We start from the raw sequence: 16,636 nt of genomic DNA on the forward strand, positions 1-16,636 counted from the left end.
GGCGACCCGCCACGCTTGCCGCCCCAGATGGTTTTTCTGCGGCAACGGTTTCAAAAGAAAAGGCGGCGGATCCGAAGATCCGCCGCCCCCCCCAAGCCTTTGAAAGGGCTTAGAAGTTCGCCGTGACGCCGAAGAAGACGTAACGTCCCATCGCATTGTACAGCTGCGGATAGGTGTTGTTGTTGCCGGTCGTGCCGACGCTGGAATTCAGCGGCGGATCGGTATCGAAGACGTTGTTCACGCCCACGCGCACCTGCACGTTGTCCCTCGCCTGCCAGGTCCCCGCCAGATCGAAGTAGTTGATGGCGTCGAACTCGCGGTCGATACGGGCGGCCGGCGAGTGGTTCAGGCTGCCGTCATTTCCGAGAACGGCGAATTCCGAGCCGCCATAGTAGCGCCAGGTGCCGGCCAGATTCAGCCCTTCGATCGGGGTGCCCCAGTCGATCCGCAGACGGTGGCGCCATTCCGGATTAGGAACGCCGCACTGATTGCCGAAGAAGCCGGCGCAGTCATACTTCGAGTTGGCGAAGCCCAAACCGGTGTCGGTTTCCAGAGAGTTCAGCCAGGTGCCGACCATGGTGAAGGCCAGCGTGCCCGCACGATCCCAGCCGTAATTGGCCAGGTCCATCCGGTAGTTGGCGGCGACGTCCACACCGGACGTCCGAAGACCGCCGATGTTGGTGTTCAGGTCAACGACGTTGCCGGTGCCGACCCACAGTTGGCCGTTGGCGTTCCGCTTGATGTTAGCGCAAGCGGCAGCCAGACCGGAGGAGTAGCAGGCGTCCAGAGAGTTCTGCGGACCGATCGACGAGATCAGATTGTCGATCTTGATATCGAAATAGTCGATTGTCAGGTTAAAGCCCGGCAGGAACTCTGGCGTGAAGACGACGCCCAGAGTCAGGGTGTCGGAGCTTTCCGGCGTCAGCGCGGTGTTGCCGCCCTGAAGGAAGTTGTACTGATCGGCGGGGCTGGAGAGGCCCACGCTGTTCGCCTGGGCGAGCGTCACCTGCCACGGGTTGCTTCCGATACAGGCTGCATCGCCCGCATAGGTGGCCGCCTTGTTCTTGTCGCAGGGGTCGGCGTCCATATCGAACAGATTGAAGCCCTGCGCGGTGAACAGTTCGATCACGTTGGGCGCACGAACGGCGCGCTGAGCGCTGGCGCGGAAACGAACCGACGAGATCGGAGCCCAATCGCCGCCGACCTTCCACGAGTCCGTGGCGCCGCCCAGCTCATACTCCGAGTGACGATAGGCGAGATCGACCGACAGTTGGTCGGCGAAGGCCATGCCTTCGGCGATCGGAATCTGGGCTTCGCCGAACACGTCATAGACCTGGTTCGCGCCGTTCAGGCCCAGGGTCGCGCCGCCTTGACCGGCGCCGTCGCCAGTGGTGAAGGACACATCCGGGGTCAGATCCAGCGCGTCGCGGCGATATTCAACGCCGAACGCCGTCTGGACCCCGCGCGTGGCCCACGGCGACTTGACGCCGTAGGTTCCCAGGTCCGCCGTCAGCGAACCCGAAACTACCTGCTGGGTGGTCCAGCCGGTGGCGACCAGCGGCACCTGCAGGTAATCCAGAGCCGCCTGGGTCACGCCGCCCGACTTGAAGATATTATAGGGCACGCAGTCCGCATCGATGCCGGCCAGAACGGCCGAGCAGACGGGTTGACCGGAGACCGGGTCCGTCACGACGTCCAGCGCCCGAGCCAGGCGGGTGTTCGAGAACTCGTTGCGGTAGATGTTGGTGAACTGCGCCCGCGAGTACTGGGCCGTCAGGTCATAGCTCCAGGCGTCGTTCAGATCGCCACGCGCGCCGACAACGCCGCGATACGACTGGAAGCGGATGTCCGACTGACGACCACCGCCTTCGACGTTACGACGACCAATGAACATGTCCTTGGCGGCACCCGAGGAGATATCCCCCGCGGAACAGAGGATCGCGGCGCGCTGCTGCGCCGACAGCAGGGGGTTGTTGCATCGAATGGTCGCGCTGCCGTCCGTGGTGCGGAAACCATCGGAGAACTCGCCGAAGAAGTTACCCGACGGCGCGATCTGCGCGATGGTCGAGTAGTCGCTGAACATCAGCTGGGTGTAGAGCTCGACCTTGTCGTTGACATTGTAGTGGCCGAAGGCGCCCAGGGTGTAGCGCTCGTCCGGCCGCTGGTAGTAGTTCAGAGGACCGAAGTTGTATTGGTCGCGAGAAGCGACATAGGGAATGAAATTCCCGCCGGCATCGACCGTAAATTGGTAGGTATCGAAGTCCGTAAACAGACCCGGGAATGAAGTACCCGAACCACCGCAGGTGAAGTTGGCTCCAGATGCCGGGCCGAGCGAGCAGGACGCATAGTCGTAGTCGCGACCGAGAACCTTGTTGTTCTTGCGGTAGCCGGCGTAGGCCGTGATGTTGCCCTTGCCGTCCGGCGAGCCGACACCCATCAGGATGTTGAGTTCGCGGCTGAAGCCAGTGGTGACGTTGTCGTCCGGCAGCTTGAACTGCGACGGGTTGGTCGCGGCGCGGCCAGCGATGACGTTGCGCAGGTTGCCGACGCCGTCATAGTCGTTGTTGTGCTGGTTGAAGCCGTACTGGGCGTCGATTTCGATGCCTTCGAAATCCTTGCGCATGATGAAGTTCACGACGCCGGCGATGGCGTCCGAACCATAGACGGCCGAGGCGCCGCCCGTCAGAACTTCAACCCGCTCGACCAGTTGGCCGGGGATCTGGTTCAGGTCGGCGGCGTCGTCCTGCGGCGAGCCGTAGCCCATGCGCTTGCCGTCGATCAGCACCAGGGTGCGCGACGAACCCAGGTTGCGCAACGACACGGTCGCGGTGCCCGAAGCCCCGTTGGAGACGGTCGAGTTCTGCGCGGCGAAGGCCTGCGGCAGTTGGGTGATCAGATCCTCGACGCGGGTCACGCCCTGGATGTCGATGTCCTCGCCCGTGACCTGGGTTACCGGGCTGGTGGTGGTCAGGTTGGGCTGGCGAATGCGCGAGCCGGTGACCACGATGTCGCCCACCTGGCTGGCCTGCTCGGGTTGAGCCGGCGCCGGAGTCGGCGTCGTCTGGGCCATGGCGGGAGCCGCCAGCCCGGCGAGCGCAAAGCCCGCGATCATCGTCGACGCCAGCAGACGCTCGCGTTTGATCTGGAATTTCAAGGTTCGTCCTCCTGAGTTGTGGACGGCAACAGCAAAGCTTGCCCTTCGCCTGTCGACCACGGCTAGACTCGGGTGACGCCTAAATCGGCGCCCTACCGATAGCTGGTCAGTAGGTAGCCACGCGAAACCTGCATCGGACAGGGAAATTACACATCCGTAACAAAGACGCCTCTGCGCTGTCGCAAAATCGCCACGCCCGATCTTGTCTGGCCTTAAACGAAGGCGCGTGCCATTAAGACAAATCTTGAAATGCATAAGTTCTCAAGGAGAGAAATGTGCGCATCATCACCACACTCGGACTCGCAACAATCGCCATTTTGTTGCTCTCTATGCCGAGTTATGCGCAAAATTTCGCCACAAACCGCTCACCCCTTCTGGAGCAGGTGGCCCGGTGTCGGCAGATCACATCCGACGTCGAGCGCCTGCGCTGTTTCGACAATGCGGCGGGCGCGCTGGACGCCGCAGAGCGTCAGGGCGAGGTGGTGGTGGTCGACCGCGGACAGATTCGCGAGGCCCGCCGGCAGCTGTTCGGCTTCGAACTTCCCTCGCTGCCGCCGATGTTCAGCCGCGACGAGGCGGACGAAAAGATCGACGCCGTCGAAACCACCTTGCTCAGCGCCGGCCAGGGCGCGGACGGCAAATGGCTGTTCCGACTGGCGGACGGCTCTGAATGGCGCCAGATCGATTCCGATCCGGTGCGATTCCAGAATCGCGAGGGCATGGAAATTCGAGTGCGCCGCGCCTCCCTTGGCAGCTATCAACTGACCGCCGGCCGCAGCCGCGCCGTGCGCGTAAAGAGACAATAGAGATGACCGATCCCGTCGCCCTAAACGACCACATCTGGCTTTCGGGCCAGATCGCGCCTGAGGCGCTGGCCGAAACGGCCGCGCGACTGGGCTTCCGCAAGGTGGTGAACAACCGGCCCGATCATGAAGAGCTCGGCCAGCCCACCAGCGCCGAAATCCACAACGCCGCGGAGGCCGCCGGCCTGGCCTATCTGGAGGCGCCGGTGCGCGGCCTACCCGATCCCGAGACGATCCGCCGCGTCGGCGCGTTCCTGGACGACGGCGCGTCGGCGCTGCTCTTCTGCCGTTCGGGCATGCGGTCGGCCGCCACCTGGGCCATGGCGGAGGCCGGCCGGGGGGCGGATGCGGACGAACTGAGGGCCCAGGCCCTGGCCGCCGGCTACGACCTCAGCCGCGTGCCGCTCTAGCGCTCGACGGCAGCGCGCACGGCATAGGGCGTCGCTGGCTCCGGCGTGCAGGATGCGACGAGCCACTGCGCCGTCAGGAGACAGACGACGGCCGCCACCAGGGCCTTCGCTCGATTTGGGACAGGAAAAACGGCAGAACGGATCACGACGCGGGCTCCTGAAAGAGTTTACGTGCGTTGAAAGCAAGGTCGGCGCCGCTGCAGACCGATGAGTTGAGCGAGGACGCCCGCCCGTGATCCCCTATGTCCGACAGTTCGACTTCACCTATGGCCGCCGCGACCAGGTGTCGGCGCTGATCCAGCGCGTCATCGCCGACAATCCGGGGCCGTTCACCTTCACCGGGACAGGCACCTATATCGTCGGGCGCGACATGCCGGGCGCGAGGGTGGCGGTGATCGACCCCGGCCCCGACGACGAGGCGCATCTGCACGCCCTGCTGCGGGCGGTGAAGGGACGGACGGTCAGCCATATCCTGGTGACCCATGCCCACCGCGACCACGCCCCCCTCGCCCGCCCCCTCGCCGAAGCGCTCGGCGGCGCGCCGATCCTGGCGGCGCAACCGCACGGGCCGACGGTTCACGCCTCGGACCAGAGGGATCAGGCCCCCATGGACGAGGACGACGACGACGATTTCAGACCTGATGTCATCCTGACGGACGGCCAGAGGATCGAGGGCGACGGCTGGACCGTGGAAGCCATGGCCACGCCCGGCCACGCCTCCAACCACATGGCCTATATATTGAGGGACGAGAACGCCCTGTTCAGCGGGGACCACGTCATGGGCTGGTCCACAACGGTCGTCGCCCCGCCCGACGGCGACATGGCGGCCTATATGGACAGTCTGGATCGAGTGCTGGCGCGCGGCTTCTCGACGATCTGGCCGACGCACGGTCCTGCGATCACCCAGCCCGCCCCCTTCCTCAAGGCCTATCGCGACCATCGGCTGGAGCGCGAGGCGCAGATCATGGCGCGGCTGGCGGCGGGCGATGAGACGATCGCGCAGATGGTCCCCGCCCTCTACGCCGCCGTCGATCAGCGCCTGTGGCCGGCGGCCAGCCTGTCGGTGCTGGCGCACCTGATCAAGCTGGTGAAGGAGAGCCGGGCGACCGCCGCGCCGGAGCCGACGCTGGCGGCGCGCTATAGCCTGACCTCGCCCTAAGGCTGCAGACCCTCCGCGACGGCGCGGGCCAGACGGCAGGCTTCATCGCCCACTTTCACGTCTTCGCGCGCAGCGACGCGGATGTCGGTGCGACCAGGCCGGATACGGATGGCGGCGTCATAGGTCAGGCCGAACCAGAAGCCTTCCTTGGAGCCGTCGGCGCGGAAGGGCGCCGCCCCGCGCACCGTGAAGCCCGCCGCCTCCAGCGCCGCCGCTGCGGTTTCCGGTGCCACCTGACGCGCAACGGCGATCAGGCCGGGACAGGCGACGGGCGCCGCCCCCTGCCCGCCCCGCATGGCGACCACCGTGCGCGAGAAGGCCGGCGGCTCGGCCGCGTCGGTCGTGACATCGGTCGCGGCCTCGACCGCGAAACGCCGCTCCTGCACCAGAAGCAGGGCTATGGTCGCGCCGACGACCACCAGGGCGACGACCGCATAAAGCCCGCGCCGGCGCACGTCCTTCAGCGCGATGATCGTCGCGACCAGAGCCGCCGCCAGTCCGACGAAGGCCAGGATGCGGCCGATCTTCAGCGTCAGGACTTCCAGCCCGAAACCGACGCTCCACAGGCCCAACCGGGCGCCGAACACCGCGACCAGCACCAGAAGCGGCGCCAGAAACGGCGCCAGAAACGCCGCCAGCGTCAGCCAGCGCAATCGGATTTCAGCCGTTCGCGCCTGCGTCCGGGATGGTTCAGCCATGCGGCCCTCCTGAAGGATCAGCCCGCAGTCGGCAGGCGATAGTCCTTCATCTGCTCGCGCAGCAGCTTCTTGTCGATCTTGCCCGTCGCGCCCAGCGGAATATCGGCCACGAAGACCACGTCGTCCGGCATCCACCATTTGGCGATCTTGCCGACCAAGAAGTCGAGATGCTCCTGCTTGTCCTCAGCCTCTCCCTCCCTGAGCTTGATCAGCAGGACCGGGCGCTCATCCCATTTCGGGTGGGCCGAGCCGATGACGGCGGCCAGGGCGACCTTGGGGTGGCCGATAGCCAGGTTCTCGATCTCGATGGAGCTGATCCACTCGCCGCCGGACTTGATGACGTCCTTGGCCCGGTCGGTGATCTGCATGAAGCCGTGGTCGTCGATGGTCGAAACGTCGCCGGTGTCGAAGAAGCCTTCGTCGTCCAGGATCTCGCTATCGTCGCGGAAATAGGCGCGCGAGATGGTCGGCCCCTTGATCATCAGCCGGCCATAGGTCTGGCCGTCGTGCGGCATTTCCTTGCCGTCGTAGGCCTTGAGCTTCAGTTCGACGCCCAGCGGCGGCGTGCCCTGTTTGACGCGCCACTTCAGCTGTTCCTCGAACGGCAGGGCGGCCAGTTCCGGCGTCATGTTCGACAGGGTGCCGATGGGCGAGGTCTCGGTCATGCCCCAGCCTTGCAGGACCTCGACGCCGAACTCGTCGTGGAAGGCGCGGATCATGCTTTCCGGCACGGCGGCGCCGCCGATCAGCACACGCTTGACGGTCGAGAGCTTCAGATTGTTCTCGCGCAGGTGGTTCAGCAGACCCTGCCAGACCGTCGGCACGGCGGCCGAGAAGGTGACGCCCTCGATCTCCAGCAGTTCGTAGATGGAGGGGCCGTCCATGCGCGCGCCCGGCATGACCAGCTTGGACCCCGCCGCCGGCCCGCCGAAGGCGATGCCCCAGGCGTTGGCGTGGAACATCGGCACCACGGGCAGGATGACTTCCTTGGGCGTGGCGCCCAGGACGGTCGACTGCAGCCCCAGCAGCGTATGGATGAAATTCGAGCGGTGCGAATAGAGGACGCCCTTGGGGTTCCCCGTCGTGCCCGAGGTGTAGCAGAGGCCGCAGGCGGTGTTTTCCTCGAACCCGCCCCAGGTCACGTCTTCCGACGACTGCTCCAGCACCGTCTCATAGCAGTCGACCACCGGCAGCTTGGTCTGCGGCATATGGCCGGGGTCGGTCAGGATCACGACCCGCTCGACCGACGGGCAGTGCGGCAGGATGGCGTCCAGCAGCGGCACGAAGGTCAGATCGACGAAGATGATCCGGTCGGCGGCGTGGTTGATGATGTAAACCAGTTGTTCCGGGAACAGGCGCGGGTTCAGGGTGTGGCAGACCGCCCCGATGCCCATGATGCCGTACCAGGTCTCGATATGGTCCGCGGTGTTCCAGGCCAGGGTGGCGACCCGGTCGCCGGGCTGCACGCCCCAGGCCTTCAGCGCGTTCGACACCCGCTTGGCGCGACCGTGGATCGCGCCATAGGTGGTGCGCTCGATCGGCCCCTCGACCGAACGGGTCACGACCTCGCGGTTGGGGTGCCAATTCTTGGCGTGATCGAGAATTTTGTCGACCGTCAGCGGCCAGTCCTGCATCAAACCCAGCATCGCATTCCCTCGTCGTGCGCCCTCTAAACGTGGCGCTTTGCGCCGACGCTATCTAGGTGAACAGCGATAAGCAACGGCGCCTCAGCCGTACAAATCGCCGTTCTCCTGCCGGCCGCCGCCGCCAGAACACAACACGTCGCCCCCATTCCGCAACGAACGGCAAAGCCTTGCCCATAAAGGCGGATGGCGAGGGCAGGCTCGACCCGCGATCAGGTCAAACGTGAAACATGGTCAATCGCGGCGGACCCGCCTAGAAAGCGGGCGAGACGCACGGAGAGCCCCATGACCATCCTGATCGCCATCACCGGGGGCTCCGGCTCCGGCAAGAGCACGCTGGCCGAGGCCCTGGTCGCCTCCCTGCCCCAAGGCGTCGCCGTTCTGATGCGCGAAGACTCCTATTACCGGGATGCAGCCAGCGTTCCCGGCTTCGACGCCGACACCCACGATTTCGACGATGTGGCCGCGCGCGACCATGATCTGTTGGTCGAGCACCTGTCGGAGCTGAAATCCGGGCGGCCGGTCATGGCCCCGCTCTATTCCTTCCTCCACCACGGCCGCGATCCCGGGGGCGAAGCCATCCACGCCGCCGAAGTCGTGATCGTCGAGGGCACCCACGTCCTGTGCACCCCGGCGCTGACAGCCCTGTTCGACATCAAGGTCTTCGTCGACACCCCCGCAGACATCCGCTTCATCCGCCGCCTGCTGCGCGACCAGACCGAGCGGGGACGCACCGCCGAATCCGTCATCCACCAGTATCTGCTGACCGTCCGCCCCGGCCATGAACGCCTGACCGAACCCTCACGGACCCACGCCGACTTCATCGTCGCCGACGCCACCGCGGCGGTACGCCTGGAAGATCCGCAGGCGGTCATTCGCCTTGTGGCCCCGGTTCTAGCGCACCCGCTCCTAGGGGCTTGGCATCATTAGTTGATTTCTGCTCACGGAACCTTGTTCGCGTTTGCAATCATGACCAAAAAGAGGCAACGTGGTCGCATTACATCTGGGCAATGTTCCGATGACCGCTGCGGTCCATGATCTCGACGACCCTCGACGCGCCGCCATTGTGCGCCAGGCCAGACTGCATTTTATTTCCGAGGGCTACGCCTCCACACGGATGGAGCCGATCTCCCGCGAATCCGGGGTATCCACCGCCACCCTCTATGCGTTTTTCGAGAGCAAGGCGGCCCTGTTCGCCGCGGTCATCGAAGACACGTCCGAGGACTTCTCGCGACGCATGGCGGCGGTCAAAACCTGCGAAGGCGCGCCGCGTGAACGACTGACGGGCTTCCTCAGCGCCTACACGGAATTCATGAGCGACCCGTTCGTGCATTCGGTGTTCCGGCTGGTCGTGGCCGAACGCCCGCGCTTCGAGGCTGTGGCCCGGAGCTTCTTCGAGCGCTGCAAGCATGACTTCGGCGCCGTGCTGATCGCCACCCTGGCCGACATGAGCGCCGCGGGACAGATCAAGATCGCCAAGCCGTCCTGGGCGGCCGGTCAATTGATGGGGATGGTCGAACACCCCGTCTTCTTCGTGCCCCTGGTGACAGGCGACGAAGTGACGGCGGCGCGGCCCCCGCGACAGATCGCCGAGGATGCGGTGGAGACCTTCCTGGCGCGCTACGCCGCCTGACGCCTCAGGGCCAGAGGCGCGTCCGCTTCCAGTCGTCGCGGTTGCGGTCAAACCGCAACCGATCATGCAGGCGGAACGGACGGTCGCGCCAGAATTCGATCTGCTGCGGAACGACGCGCCAGCCGCTCCAGCGCTCGGGACGCGGCACGTCCTGGCCTTCAAATCGGGCCGTCTCCGCCGCGACCCCGGCTTCCAGCACTTCCCGGCTGGCCAAGGGGCGTGACTGATCCGAGACCCAGGCGCCGATGCGGCTTTCGCGGGCGCGACTGGCGAAATAGGCGTCGGCCTCGGCGGCGCTGACCGGCTCGACGGCGCCGCGCACGCGCACCTGGCGACGCAGGCTCTTCCAGTGGAACAGCAGCGCCGCGGACGGATGGGCCCACAACTGCTCGCCCTTGGCGCTTTCCCGATTGGAAAAGAAGGTGAAGCCGCGCGCGTCCACGTCCTTCAGCAGCACCATGCGCGCATCGGGCAGGCCGTCCGCGTCCACCGTGACCAGGGCCATGGCGTTGGCGTCGTTCGGCTCCGACGCCTTGGCCGCCTCCAGCCACTCCACGAAAAGGGCGAAGGGATCGCCCCGCTCGAAGATGGTCTCATCCGCATTGGCCGCCAGTTGCGCGGCGTAGTCCTCGGCGGACGGGCTGGGCGGGATCACGGACTGGGTCATGAACCGACTCCTTACACCCACGCTTCCCCTACGTCATCAGGCGTAGACTAGTCAGCGACATCAAGCTTCACCATAACGCCCCGCTTGGTCCCGCAACGCCTCTTCACGCGCCACGATGTCGGGCGTGATGGCCTCGAAATCCTCCGTCGACAGGATGGGTCGGATCTCGACCTCGCCGTGCAGCTTGTCAGTGTCGGGGATGCGGCGCGCCCAGGCGACGGCCTCGTCCATGTCCTTGACCTGCCAGATCCAGAAGCCGGCGATCAGTTCCTTGACCTCGGCAAAGGGCCCGTCGATCACGATCGGCGTGTCGCGCCCGCCGAAAACGACCCGCTTGCCCTTCGACGACGGCTGCAGTCCCTCGCCGGCCAGCAACATGCCCGCCGCCGCCAGTTCCTCGTTGAAGGTCATCATATCTCGGATCAGCGCCTCGGACGGCTGAACCCCCGCCTCGATGGCGTCCGTCCCTTTCATCATCACCATCACGCGCATGGCGTTTTCTCCCTTGTTGAACGGCGAGGCTGGCCCTCGCGATGACGCTACGTCGAACGGGTGACGCCCATCCCGACATTGCGCCGACATCAGGCCGCGATTTTTCAAAATTGGGCAAGGTTAACCCGGTCTTGACCATATGGGCCCGAGGCTGGCCGCCATGTGCGCCGACGCCCTCACCCTCGAAAACGCCTGGACCCTTCTGGGCCTGACGGGCCCCGTCGGCAGCGAGGGTCTGGCCTCGGCCTTCCGCACGGCGGTCAAGACGGCGCGACCTGATCTGCCGGGCGGCGACGCCGAGCGGTTCCGCAACGTCATCGCCGCTTACCGGCTGCTGCAGGCCCAGACCCTGGCCTTGCCCGCGCCCCAGACACACCTAAAGGCGACGCCCTTTATCCGGCCTCCCGCCCCCTCCTCGCTGCTGGCCCTGACGCCGATGCAGGCGATCAGCGGCGGGTGTGTCCGCGTGACCCTGGGCGCCCGCATCCTGCTGGTCCACACGCCGCCCGGCGTGCGCACCGGCGACAGGATCCGCCTGAAACGCGGTGGCGCGGATGGCGGCGACGCCCTGCTGCCCATCCTGATCCGGCCCGCTGACGGCCTGTCGGTTCTGGGCGGCGACCTGTTCATGGACTGGGCCGTGCCGCAGCGGATGATGGACGACGGCGGCCGCATCGAGATCCAGACCCACGCCGGTTTGCGCTCGTCCTGGCTGGTGCCCGACATGGTCGAGCCGGTGCGTCTGCGGTTGAAAGGCCTGGGCCTGCCCGCGCGCGGAAACCGCGCCGCCGGCGACCTGTTCGTCAAGCTGCAGGCCTCGGCCGACCTGCCCTCGGCGGCCGAAGACCTGCTGCTTCGCTTCACGCGGGTCTGGACGCCGGAGCGGATCGCGGCCTAAGCGGTAAGCCATGTCGCACAACACCTTCGGTCACCTGTTCCGCGTCACCACCTGGGGCGAAAGCCATGGCCCGGCCATCGGCTGCGTCGTCGATGGCTGCCCGCCGCTGATCCCGCTGACCGAGGCCGACATCCAGCCCCTGCTCGACCTGAGGAAGCCCGGCGGCAGCCGCTTCGTCACTCAGCGGCAGGAGGCCGATCAGGTCCGCATCCTGTCCGGCGTCTTCGACGACGGGAACGGCCCTGTCACCACCGGGACGCCGATCAGTCTGCTTATTGAGAATACGGACCAGCGCTCCAAGGACTATGGCGAGATCGCCCGCGCCTTCCGCCCCGGTCACGCCGACTACGCCTATCAGGCTAAATACGGCGTGCGCGACCACCGCGGCGGCGGGCGTTCCTCGGCCCGCGAGACGGCCAGCCGCGTGGCGGCCGGTGCCGTGGCCCGCAAGGTCCTGGGCGACACCATCCGCATCCGCGCCGGCGTGGTCCAACTCGGCCCGCACCGCATCGCCGACGAAGCCCTCGACTTCGACGCCGTCTATGACAACGCCCTGTTCGCCGCCTCGGCTGACGTCGTCCCCGCCTGGGAAGACTATCTGGACGGCGTGCGCAAAGCCGGCTCCTCCATCGGCGCCGTCGTGGCGCTGGAGGTCACGGGCGTTCCCGCCGGCTGGGGCGCGCCGCTCTACGCCAAGCTGGACGCCGAACTGGCCGCCGGCCTCATATCGATCAACGCTGTCAAGGGCGTCGAGATCGGCGCGGGCTTCGGCGCCGCCGAGTTGTCGGGCGAGGACAACGCCGACGAGATGCGCCTGGGCGACGACGGCCTGCCGGTCTTCCTGTCGAACAAGGCGGGCGGCGTCCTGGGCGGCATCTCGACCGGCCAGCCGCTGACGGCGCGGGTGGCGTTCAAGCCCACCTCCTCCATCCTGACCCTGCGCCAGACCATCAATCGCGACGGCGCCGAGGTCGACCTCCGCACCAAGGGCCGCCACGACCCCTGCGTCGCCCTGCGTGGCGTCCCGGTCGTCGAGGCCATGGCCGCTATCGTCCTGGCCGACGCCATGCTGCGGCATCGGGCTCAGGTGGGCTGAGTCCAATCTGGAACCACAACAGTTGCAAATAAAATTTCGCGATCCTATCTAGGTCTCAAGCATTCCTTGGAAGGGAGACCACACCATGATCGACGTTCGACGTTTTGAAACCCTGGGCGGCGCGAACCACGGCTGGTTGAACGCCCGCCACCACTTCTCGTTCGCCAACTACTATGATCCCAAGCGCATGGGCTGGGGCCGTCTGCGCGTCTGGAACGACGACGAGATCGGCGCCAAGTCGGGCTTCCCGCCTCACCCGCACGCCGACATGGAGATCATCACCTATGTCCGCACCGGCGCCATCACCCACGAGGACTCGATGGGCAACAAGGGCCGCACCGTCGCGGGCGACGTTCAGGTGATGAGCGCGGGCACGGGCGTCCGTCACTCGGAGTTCAACCTCGAAAACGAGCTGACCACCCTGTTTCAGATCTGGATCGAGACGGACAAGCCGGGCGCCCCGCCGTCCTGGGGCCAGCGCGAGTTCCCCAAGAGCGACCGCTCGGGCCGCTTCACCGTCGTGGCCTCGGGCGATCCCGCCGACGAAGCCCTGACGATCAACGCCGACGCCAAAATCCTGGCCGCCACGCTGAAGGCGGGCGAGAGCCTGACCTATGACCTGGCCGCCGGCCGTCGCGCCTATCTGGTCCCCGCCGTGGGTCAGGTGGACGTCAACGGCGCGACGCTGAAGGCCCGCGACGGCGCCGGCATCGTCGACGAGCCGACGATCACCATCACGGCCAGCGAAGACGCCGAACTGGTCATGGTCGACAGCCTGTAGGCTTCATAATCCTCCCCTGCGCAGCGGGGGAGGATCGCCTCGCTGTCGCGTCAGCCTCTGTTCACTTCCGTCGCGCAGAATAGGCGCCTCGGGAGATTTTCATGATCAAACCCTTCGCGCGGGCGACCGCCCTTCTGGCCCTCGTCGGCGGTTCGCTGATGCTGCAAGGCTGCCTGGTCGGGGCGGTGGTCGGAACCGGCGCGGCCGTGGTCGGCGGCACGGTCAAGGCCACCGGCGCCGTGCTCGGCGCGGGCGTCGACGCCGTCACCACCTCCGACGAAGAGACCAGGGCCAGACGCGAGCGCGAACAGCGTGACTGGCAACGCGAACAGCGGCGCTGTGAACAAAAACAGCGGCAAGGCAAGAACTGCTGAGGCCGAAAGGCGTCGAAGGGTCCCTCAGTTCATTTTCCCAGCACGCCGCTACAACACCTCGAACAGTCCTGCTGCCCCCATGCCGCCGCCTACGCACATGGTGACGACGACATAGCGTTCGCCGCGACGCCGCGCCTCGATTAGGGCGTGGCTGACCATGCGGGCGCCGGACATGCCGTAGGGGTGGCCGATCGAGATGGCGCCGCCGTTGACGTTCAGGCGCTCGTCCGGGATGCCCAGTTGGTCGCGGCAATGAAGAACCTGAACCGCGAAGGCCTCGTTCAGCTCCCACAGGCCGATGTCGTCCATCTTCAGATTGAACCGCTCGAGCAGGCGCGGCACGGCGACGACAGGACCAATGCCCATCTCATCCGGGCGGACGCCGGCCACCGCCATGCCGATGTAGCGGCCCAGGGGTTGAAGCCCCCGGCGCTCGGCCTCGCCCGCCTCCATCAGCAGGCAGGCGGAGGCGCCGTCCGATAGCTGGCTGGCGTTTCCAGCCGTCACTGTGCCCTCGGGGAAGACGGTCCGCAGCGAGGCCAGGCCTTCGGCCGTGGTTTCTGCGCGCGCGCCCTCATCCTGTTGCAGCAGTATCTCGCGATAACTGACTTCGCCGCTCTGCCTGTCGATGATCTTCATGCGCGAGGCCAGGGGGACGATCTCGTCGGTAAAACGGCCTGCAGCCTGGGCGGCTGCGGTTCTCTGCTGCGATTGCAGGGCGTAGGCGTCGCAGGCTTCGCGCGAAACGCCATAGCGGCGAGCCACCGTCTCGGCCGTGTCCAGCATGGACATATAGGCGTCGGGCTGATGCTGAAGGACCAGCGGATCGGACGCGACGCGCAGTTGCTCGGTCTGGACCATGGAGATGGACTCCACCCCGCCCGCAACCGCGATCTGCATGTGATCGACGATGATCTGCTTGGCCGCCGTAGCGATGGTCATCAGGCCGGATGAGCATTGGCGGTCCAGGGTCATGCCCGCGACCGATACCGGGAAGCCGGCGGCCAGGGCCGCCATGCGGCCGACGGACTGCTGCACGCCCTGCGGCAGGGAACAGCCCAGCAGACAGTCCTCGATCTCGGCGGGATCAACGCCCGCGCGCTGGACCGCCGCCGTCAGGACGTGGGCGGCCAGGGTCGGCGACGAGGTGTCGTTAAAGGCCCCGCGATAGGCGCGGCCGATCGGCGTGCGGGCGGTCGAGACGATGACGGCGTGGCGCATCAGGCCCTCGCCATCACGGGACCGGTCACGCCAGCCGAGGCCAGTTCCTGTTCCGCCTGCTGGAAGCCGTAGGCCGGCACGGCCTCGCCGGTGCGGTCGGACGCATGATCCCAGGCCGCGATCAGGGCCTGGCCCGCGTCCGCGCCGCCGCCGATGCGAACGCCCTGGGTCAGGGTGACGTTGGCGCGGGCGAAATGGCCGCCCCCGGCGCACAGGATGGCGCGGGTCGGGGCGTCGTCATGCACCAGAGCCAGCAGACCGGGGCTGACCAGACCCGGATCGAGCGCCGTCAGGCTTTTGTTCGACAGCACGCCGTCGGTCATCTGTGTGGCGGCGGTCGGAGCCAGGGCGTTGACGCGGATGCCGTACTTCTCGCCTTCGATGGCCAGGGTCTGCATCAGACCGACCAGGGCCAGCTTGGCCGCGCCATAGTTGGCCTGGCCGAAGTTGCCATAGAGACCCGACGACGAGGTGGTCATGACGATCCGGCCATGGTTCTGCTGGCGCATGATCTCCCACACCGCCTTGGAGCAGATGGCGGCCCCCATCAGGTGCACGTCCACCACCAGGCGGAAGTCGTCCATCGTCATCTTGGCGAAGCTCTTGTCGCGGAGGATGCCGGCGTTGTTCACCAGGATGTCGATCCTGCCCCACTGGGCCATGGCCGCATCAACCATGCGCTGAACCGCGTCCACATCCGTCACCGACCCGGCGGCGGCGATGGCTTCTCCGCCGCCTGCGATGATATCGTCCGCGACGGCGCGAGCGGCGTCCTCGGTCAAGTCGTTGACCACGACCCGCGCGCCTTGCGAGGCGAGATAGAGGGCATGGCGGCGGCCAAGGCCGCCCCCGGCGCCGGTGACGATCGCTACACGGCCCTGCAACATGGTTTGTCTCCGCATTACATTAACTAACAAGAGAGTGAGTATTTTAAACGAATGGTGGGGGCGGCTAGCGCGCCGCTTTCAGGTCGATCCACGACGGGCGCAGACCTCGCGGAAGCCGGCGGCCATGAAAGCGGCCATGCGTTCCTTGACGGCGACGAAGTCGTCAGACCGGCACCGCCCGCCCGAGAGCTTGTCGATCCGCCCCGTCCGCGCCAGCGTCAGCATCAGGGCCCCTGTGACGAAGTGGTAGCCCCAGAAGATATCCTCTTCACTGCAGCCTGGCAGGGCCAGCTTCAGCAAGTTGATCAATCTGAGAACCACGGGGTCGAAATGCTGATCCATCAGATCGGCGCCCCATTCGGGCGTATTGGCCACCTGGGCGCCCAGGGCGGCGTAGTTTTTCCAGCCCTCCCCGCCCTCGATATAGAGGTCCAGGTCGGTGTCGAGGAAGGCGCGCAGCGCCCCTTCCACCGTCGGCTTGCCGTCTGACGCCCCCTCATAGGCGTCCAGCGCCGCCATCCGCCGCTCGCTGGTGACATGGGCGCGACGAGCGAAGACGGCGTCGAACAGGTGACGCTTGTCCTCGAAGTAGTAGTTCACCAGCGTATGATGCACCCCGACCTTGCCCGCCACGTCCTTCAGCGTCACCCCATAGAGGCCGTGTTTGGAGAACAGCTCCTCGGCGGCGTCGAGGATCTGTTCGGTCATTTCGGCGCGCTG

At 66.4% G+C, this 16,636-nt stretch carries 17 protein-coding genes; 9 read left to right on the forward strand and 8 right to left on the reverse strand.

Annotated features, from left to right (window positions below):
- Positions 1–109 precede the first annotated feature (109 nt).
- The gene (locus AB4Y68_RS11615; RefSeq protein ID WP_441455893.1) at positions 110–3,154 is read right to left on the reverse strand and encodes a TonB-dependent receptor domain-containing protein; all 3,045 of its coding nucleotides are present in this window, start codon (positions 3,152–3,154) and stop codon (positions 110–112) included.
- Between the two features lie 275 nt (positions 3,155–3,429).
- On the opposite strand from AB4Y68_RS11615, the gene AB4Y68_RS11620 reads away from it, so the two are divergent.
- The 3 genes from AB4Y68_RS11620 to AB4Y68_RS11630 all read left to right on the forward strand — a co-directional run bounded on the left by AB4Y68_RS11620 (position 3,430) and on the right by AB4Y68_RS11630 (position 5,526).
- Positions 3,430–3,960 carry a hypothetical protein gene (locus tag AB4Y68_RS11620; protein WP_441455895.1) on the forward strand — a complete coding sequence of 177 codons (531 nt, stop codon included), beginning with the start codon at positions 3,430–3,432 and terminating at the stop codon, positions 3,958–3,960.
- Between the two features lie 2 nt (positions 3,961–3,962).
- Positions 3,963–4,367 carry a TIGR01244 family sulfur transferase gene (locus AB4Y68_RS11625; protein WP_441455897.1) on the forward strand — a complete coding sequence of 135 codons (405 nt, stop codon included), beginning with the start codon at positions 3,963–3,965 and terminating at the stop codon, positions 4,365–4,367.
- A 232-nt stretch (positions 4,368–4,599) separates the two neighbouring features.
- Positions 4,600–5,526: an MBL fold metallo-hydrolase gene (locus tag AB4Y68_RS11630; protein WP_441455899.1), complete on the forward strand. Its 927-nt coding sequence runs from the start codon at positions 4,600–4,602 to the stop codon at positions 5,524–5,526.
- On the opposite strand, the gene AB4Y68_RS11635 is transcribed toward AB4Y68_RS11630, so the two are convergent.
- The gene (locus AB4Y68_RS11635) at positions 5,523–6,224 is read right to left on the reverse strand and encodes a DUF1499 domain-containing protein (protein WP_441455901.1); all 702 of its coding nucleotides are present in this window, start codon (positions 6,222–6,224) and stop codon (positions 5,523–5,525) included. The two genes, AB4Y68_RS11630 and AB4Y68_RS11635, sit on opposite strands and share 4 nt — an antisense overlap.
- A gap of 17 nt (positions 6,225–6,241) precedes the next feature.
- Positions 6,242–7,870: a long-chain-fatty-acid--CoA ligase gene (locus AB4Y68_RS11640; protein WP_441455903.1), complete on the reverse strand. Its 1,629-nt coding sequence runs from the start codon at positions 7,868–7,870 to the stop codon at positions 6,242–6,244.
- Positions 7,871–8,152: 282 nt separating this feature from the next.
- On the opposite strand from AB4Y68_RS11640, the gene udk reads away from it, so the two are divergent.
- Positions 8,153–8,797 carry a uridine kinase gene (gene udk, locus AB4Y68_RS11645; protein WP_441455905.1) on the forward strand — a complete coding sequence of 215 codons (645 nt, stop codon included), beginning with the start codon at positions 8,153–8,155 and terminating at the stop codon, positions 8,795–8,797.
- 58 nt (positions 8,798–8,855) lie between these two features.
- A complete protein-coding gene (locus tag AB4Y68_RS11650) occupies positions 8,856–9,500 on the forward strand; it encodes a TetR/AcrR family transcriptional regulator (protein ID WP_441455907.1) in 645 nt (214 codons plus the stop codon).
- Between the two features lie 4 nt (positions 9,501–9,504).
- Here the strand turns inward: AB4Y68_RS11650 and pdxH are convergent, their stop codons facing one another.
- Both pdxH and AB4Y68_RS11660 read right to left on the reverse strand, forming a co-directional pair.
- Positions 9,505–10,167 carry a pyridoxamine 5'-phosphate oxidase gene (gene pdxH / locus AB4Y68_RS11655; protein WP_441455909.1) on the reverse strand — a complete coding sequence of 221 codons (663 nt, stop codon included), beginning with the start codon at positions 10,165–10,167 and terminating at the stop codon, positions 9,505–9,507.
- A 60-nt stretch (positions 10,168–10,227) separates the two neighbouring features.
- Positions 10,228–10,659 carry a YciI family protein gene (locus tag AB4Y68_RS11660; RefSeq protein ID WP_441455910.1) on the reverse strand — a complete coding sequence of 144 codons (432 nt, stop codon included), beginning with the start codon at positions 10,657–10,659 and terminating at the stop codon, positions 10,228–10,230.
- Positions 10,660–10,798: 139 nt separating this feature from the next.
- On the opposite strand from AB4Y68_RS11660, the gene AB4Y68_RS11665 reads away from it, so the two are divergent.
- From AB4Y68_RS11665 to AB4Y68_RS11680, 4 genes are all read left to right on the forward strand, one after another.
- Positions 10,799–11,557: a DnaJ C-terminal domain-containing protein gene (locus tag AB4Y68_RS11665; RefSeq protein WP_441455912.1), complete on the forward strand. Its 759-nt coding sequence runs from the start codon at positions 10,799–10,801 to the stop codon at positions 11,555–11,557.
- 10 nt (positions 11,558–11,567) lie between these two features.
- Positions 11,568–12,653, forward strand: coding sequence for a chorismate synthase (aroC, locus tag AB4Y68_RS11670; RefSeq protein WP_441455914.1), 1,086 nt, complete (start codon positions 11,568–11,570; stop codon positions 12,651–12,653).
- An 85-nt stretch (positions 12,654–12,738) separates the two neighbouring features.
- A complete protein-coding gene (locus AB4Y68_RS11675; protein WP_441455915.1) occupies positions 12,739–13,434 on the forward strand; it encodes a pirin family protein in 696 nt (231 codons plus the stop codon).
- Between the two features lie 101 nt (positions 13,435–13,535).
- The gene (locus AB4Y68_RS11680) at positions 13,536–13,808 is read left to right on the forward strand and encodes a hypothetical protein (RefSeq protein WP_441455916.1); all 273 of its coding nucleotides are present in this window, start codon (positions 13,536–13,538) and stop codon (positions 13,806–13,808) included.
- A 48-nt stretch (positions 13,809–13,856) separates the two neighbouring features.
- Here AB4Y68_RS11680 and AB4Y68_RS11685 read toward each other — a convergent pair whose 3' ends face one another.
- The 3 genes from AB4Y68_RS11685 to AB4Y68_RS11695 all read right to left on the reverse strand — a co-directional run bounded on the left by AB4Y68_RS11685 (position 13,857) and on the right by AB4Y68_RS11695 (position 16,624).
- Positions 13,857–15,029 (reverse strand): acetyl-CoA C-acyltransferase, encoded by a 1,173-nt coding sequence (locus AB4Y68_RS11685; protein WP_441455918.1) that lies wholly within the window; start codon positions 15,027–15,029, stop codon positions 13,857–13,859.
- A complete protein-coding gene (locus AB4Y68_RS11690; RefSeq protein WP_441455920.1) occupies positions 15,029–15,916 on the reverse strand; it encodes an SDR family NAD(P)-dependent oxidoreductase in 888 nt (295 codons plus the stop codon). The genes AB4Y68_RS11685 and AB4Y68_RS11690 overlap by 1 nt, the downstream gene beginning before the upstream one ends.
- A gap of 78 nt (positions 15,917–15,994) precedes the next feature.
- Positions 15,995–16,624: a TetR/AcrR family transcriptional regulator gene (locus AB4Y68_RS11695; protein ID WP_441456065.1), complete on the reverse strand. Its 630-nt coding sequence runs from the start codon at positions 16,622–16,624 to the stop codon at positions 15,995–15,997.
- Positions 16,625–16,636: the final 12 nt, after the last annotated feature.

This window comes from Brevundimonas sp. 2YAF1 (genome assembly GCF_052114745.1).
Classification (GTDB): domain Bacteria; phylum Pseudomonadota; class Alphaproteobacteria; order Caulobacterales; family Caulobacteraceae; genus Brevundimonas.

What these genes read in the sequence shown, in the direction of transcription:
- AB4Y68_RS11665 (WP_441455912.1), top strand. Translation starts at nt 10,799, where the DNA reads ATGGGCCCGAGGCTGGCCGCCATGTGCGCCGACGCCCTCACCCTCGAA.
- AB4Y68_RS11695 (WP_441456065.1), bottom strand. Translation starts at nt 16,624, where the DNA reads ATGACCGAACAGATCCTCGACGCCGCCGAGGAGCTGTTCTCCAAACAC.
- AB4Y68_RS11660 (WP_441455910.1), bottom strand. Translation starts at nt 10,659, where the DNA reads ATGCGCGTGATGGTGATGATGAAAGGGACGGACGCCATCGAGGCGGGG.
- aroC (WP_441455914.1), top strand. Translation starts at nt 11,568, where the DNA reads ATGTCGCACAACACCTTCGGTCACCTGTTCCGCGTCACCACCTGGGGC.
- AB4Y68_RS11625 (WP_441455897.1), top strand. Translation starts at nt 3,963, where the DNA reads ATGACCGATCCCGTCGCCCTAAACGACCACATCTGGCTTTCGGGCCAG.
- pdxH (WP_441455909.1), bottom strand. Translation starts at nt 10,167, where the DNA reads ATGACCCAGTCCGTGATCCCGCCCAGCCCGTCCGCCGAGGACTACGCC.
- AB4Y68_RS11680 (WP_441455916.1), top strand. Translation starts at nt 13,536, where the DNA reads ATGATCAAACCCTTCGCGCGGGCGACCGCCCTTCTGGCCCTCGTCGGC.
- AB4Y68_RS11675 (WP_441455915.1), top strand. Translation starts at nt 12,739, where the DNA reads ATGATCGACGTTCGACGTTTTGAAACCCTGGGCGGCGCGAACCACGGC.
- udk (WP_441455905.1), top strand. Translation starts at nt 8,153, where the DNA reads ATGACCATCCTGATCGCCATCACCGGGGGCTCCGGCTCCGGCAAGAGC.
- AB4Y68_RS11690 (WP_441455920.1), bottom strand. Translation starts at nt 15,916, where the DNA reads ATGTTGCAGGGCCGTGTAGCGATCGTCACCGGCGCCGGGGGCGGCCTT.
- AB4Y68_RS11635 (WP_441455901.1), bottom strand. Translation starts at nt 6,224, where the DNA reads ATGGCTGAACCATCCCGGACGCAGGCGCGAACGGCTGAAATCCGATTG.
- AB4Y68_RS11640 (WP_441455903.1), bottom strand. Translation starts at nt 7,870, where the DNA reads ATGCTGGGTTTGATGCAGGACTGGCCGCTGACGGTCGACAAAATTCTC.
- AB4Y68_RS11685 (WP_441455918.1), bottom strand. Translation starts at nt 15,029, where the DNA reads ATGCGCCACGCCGTCATCGTCTCGACCGCCCGCACGCCGATCGGCCGC.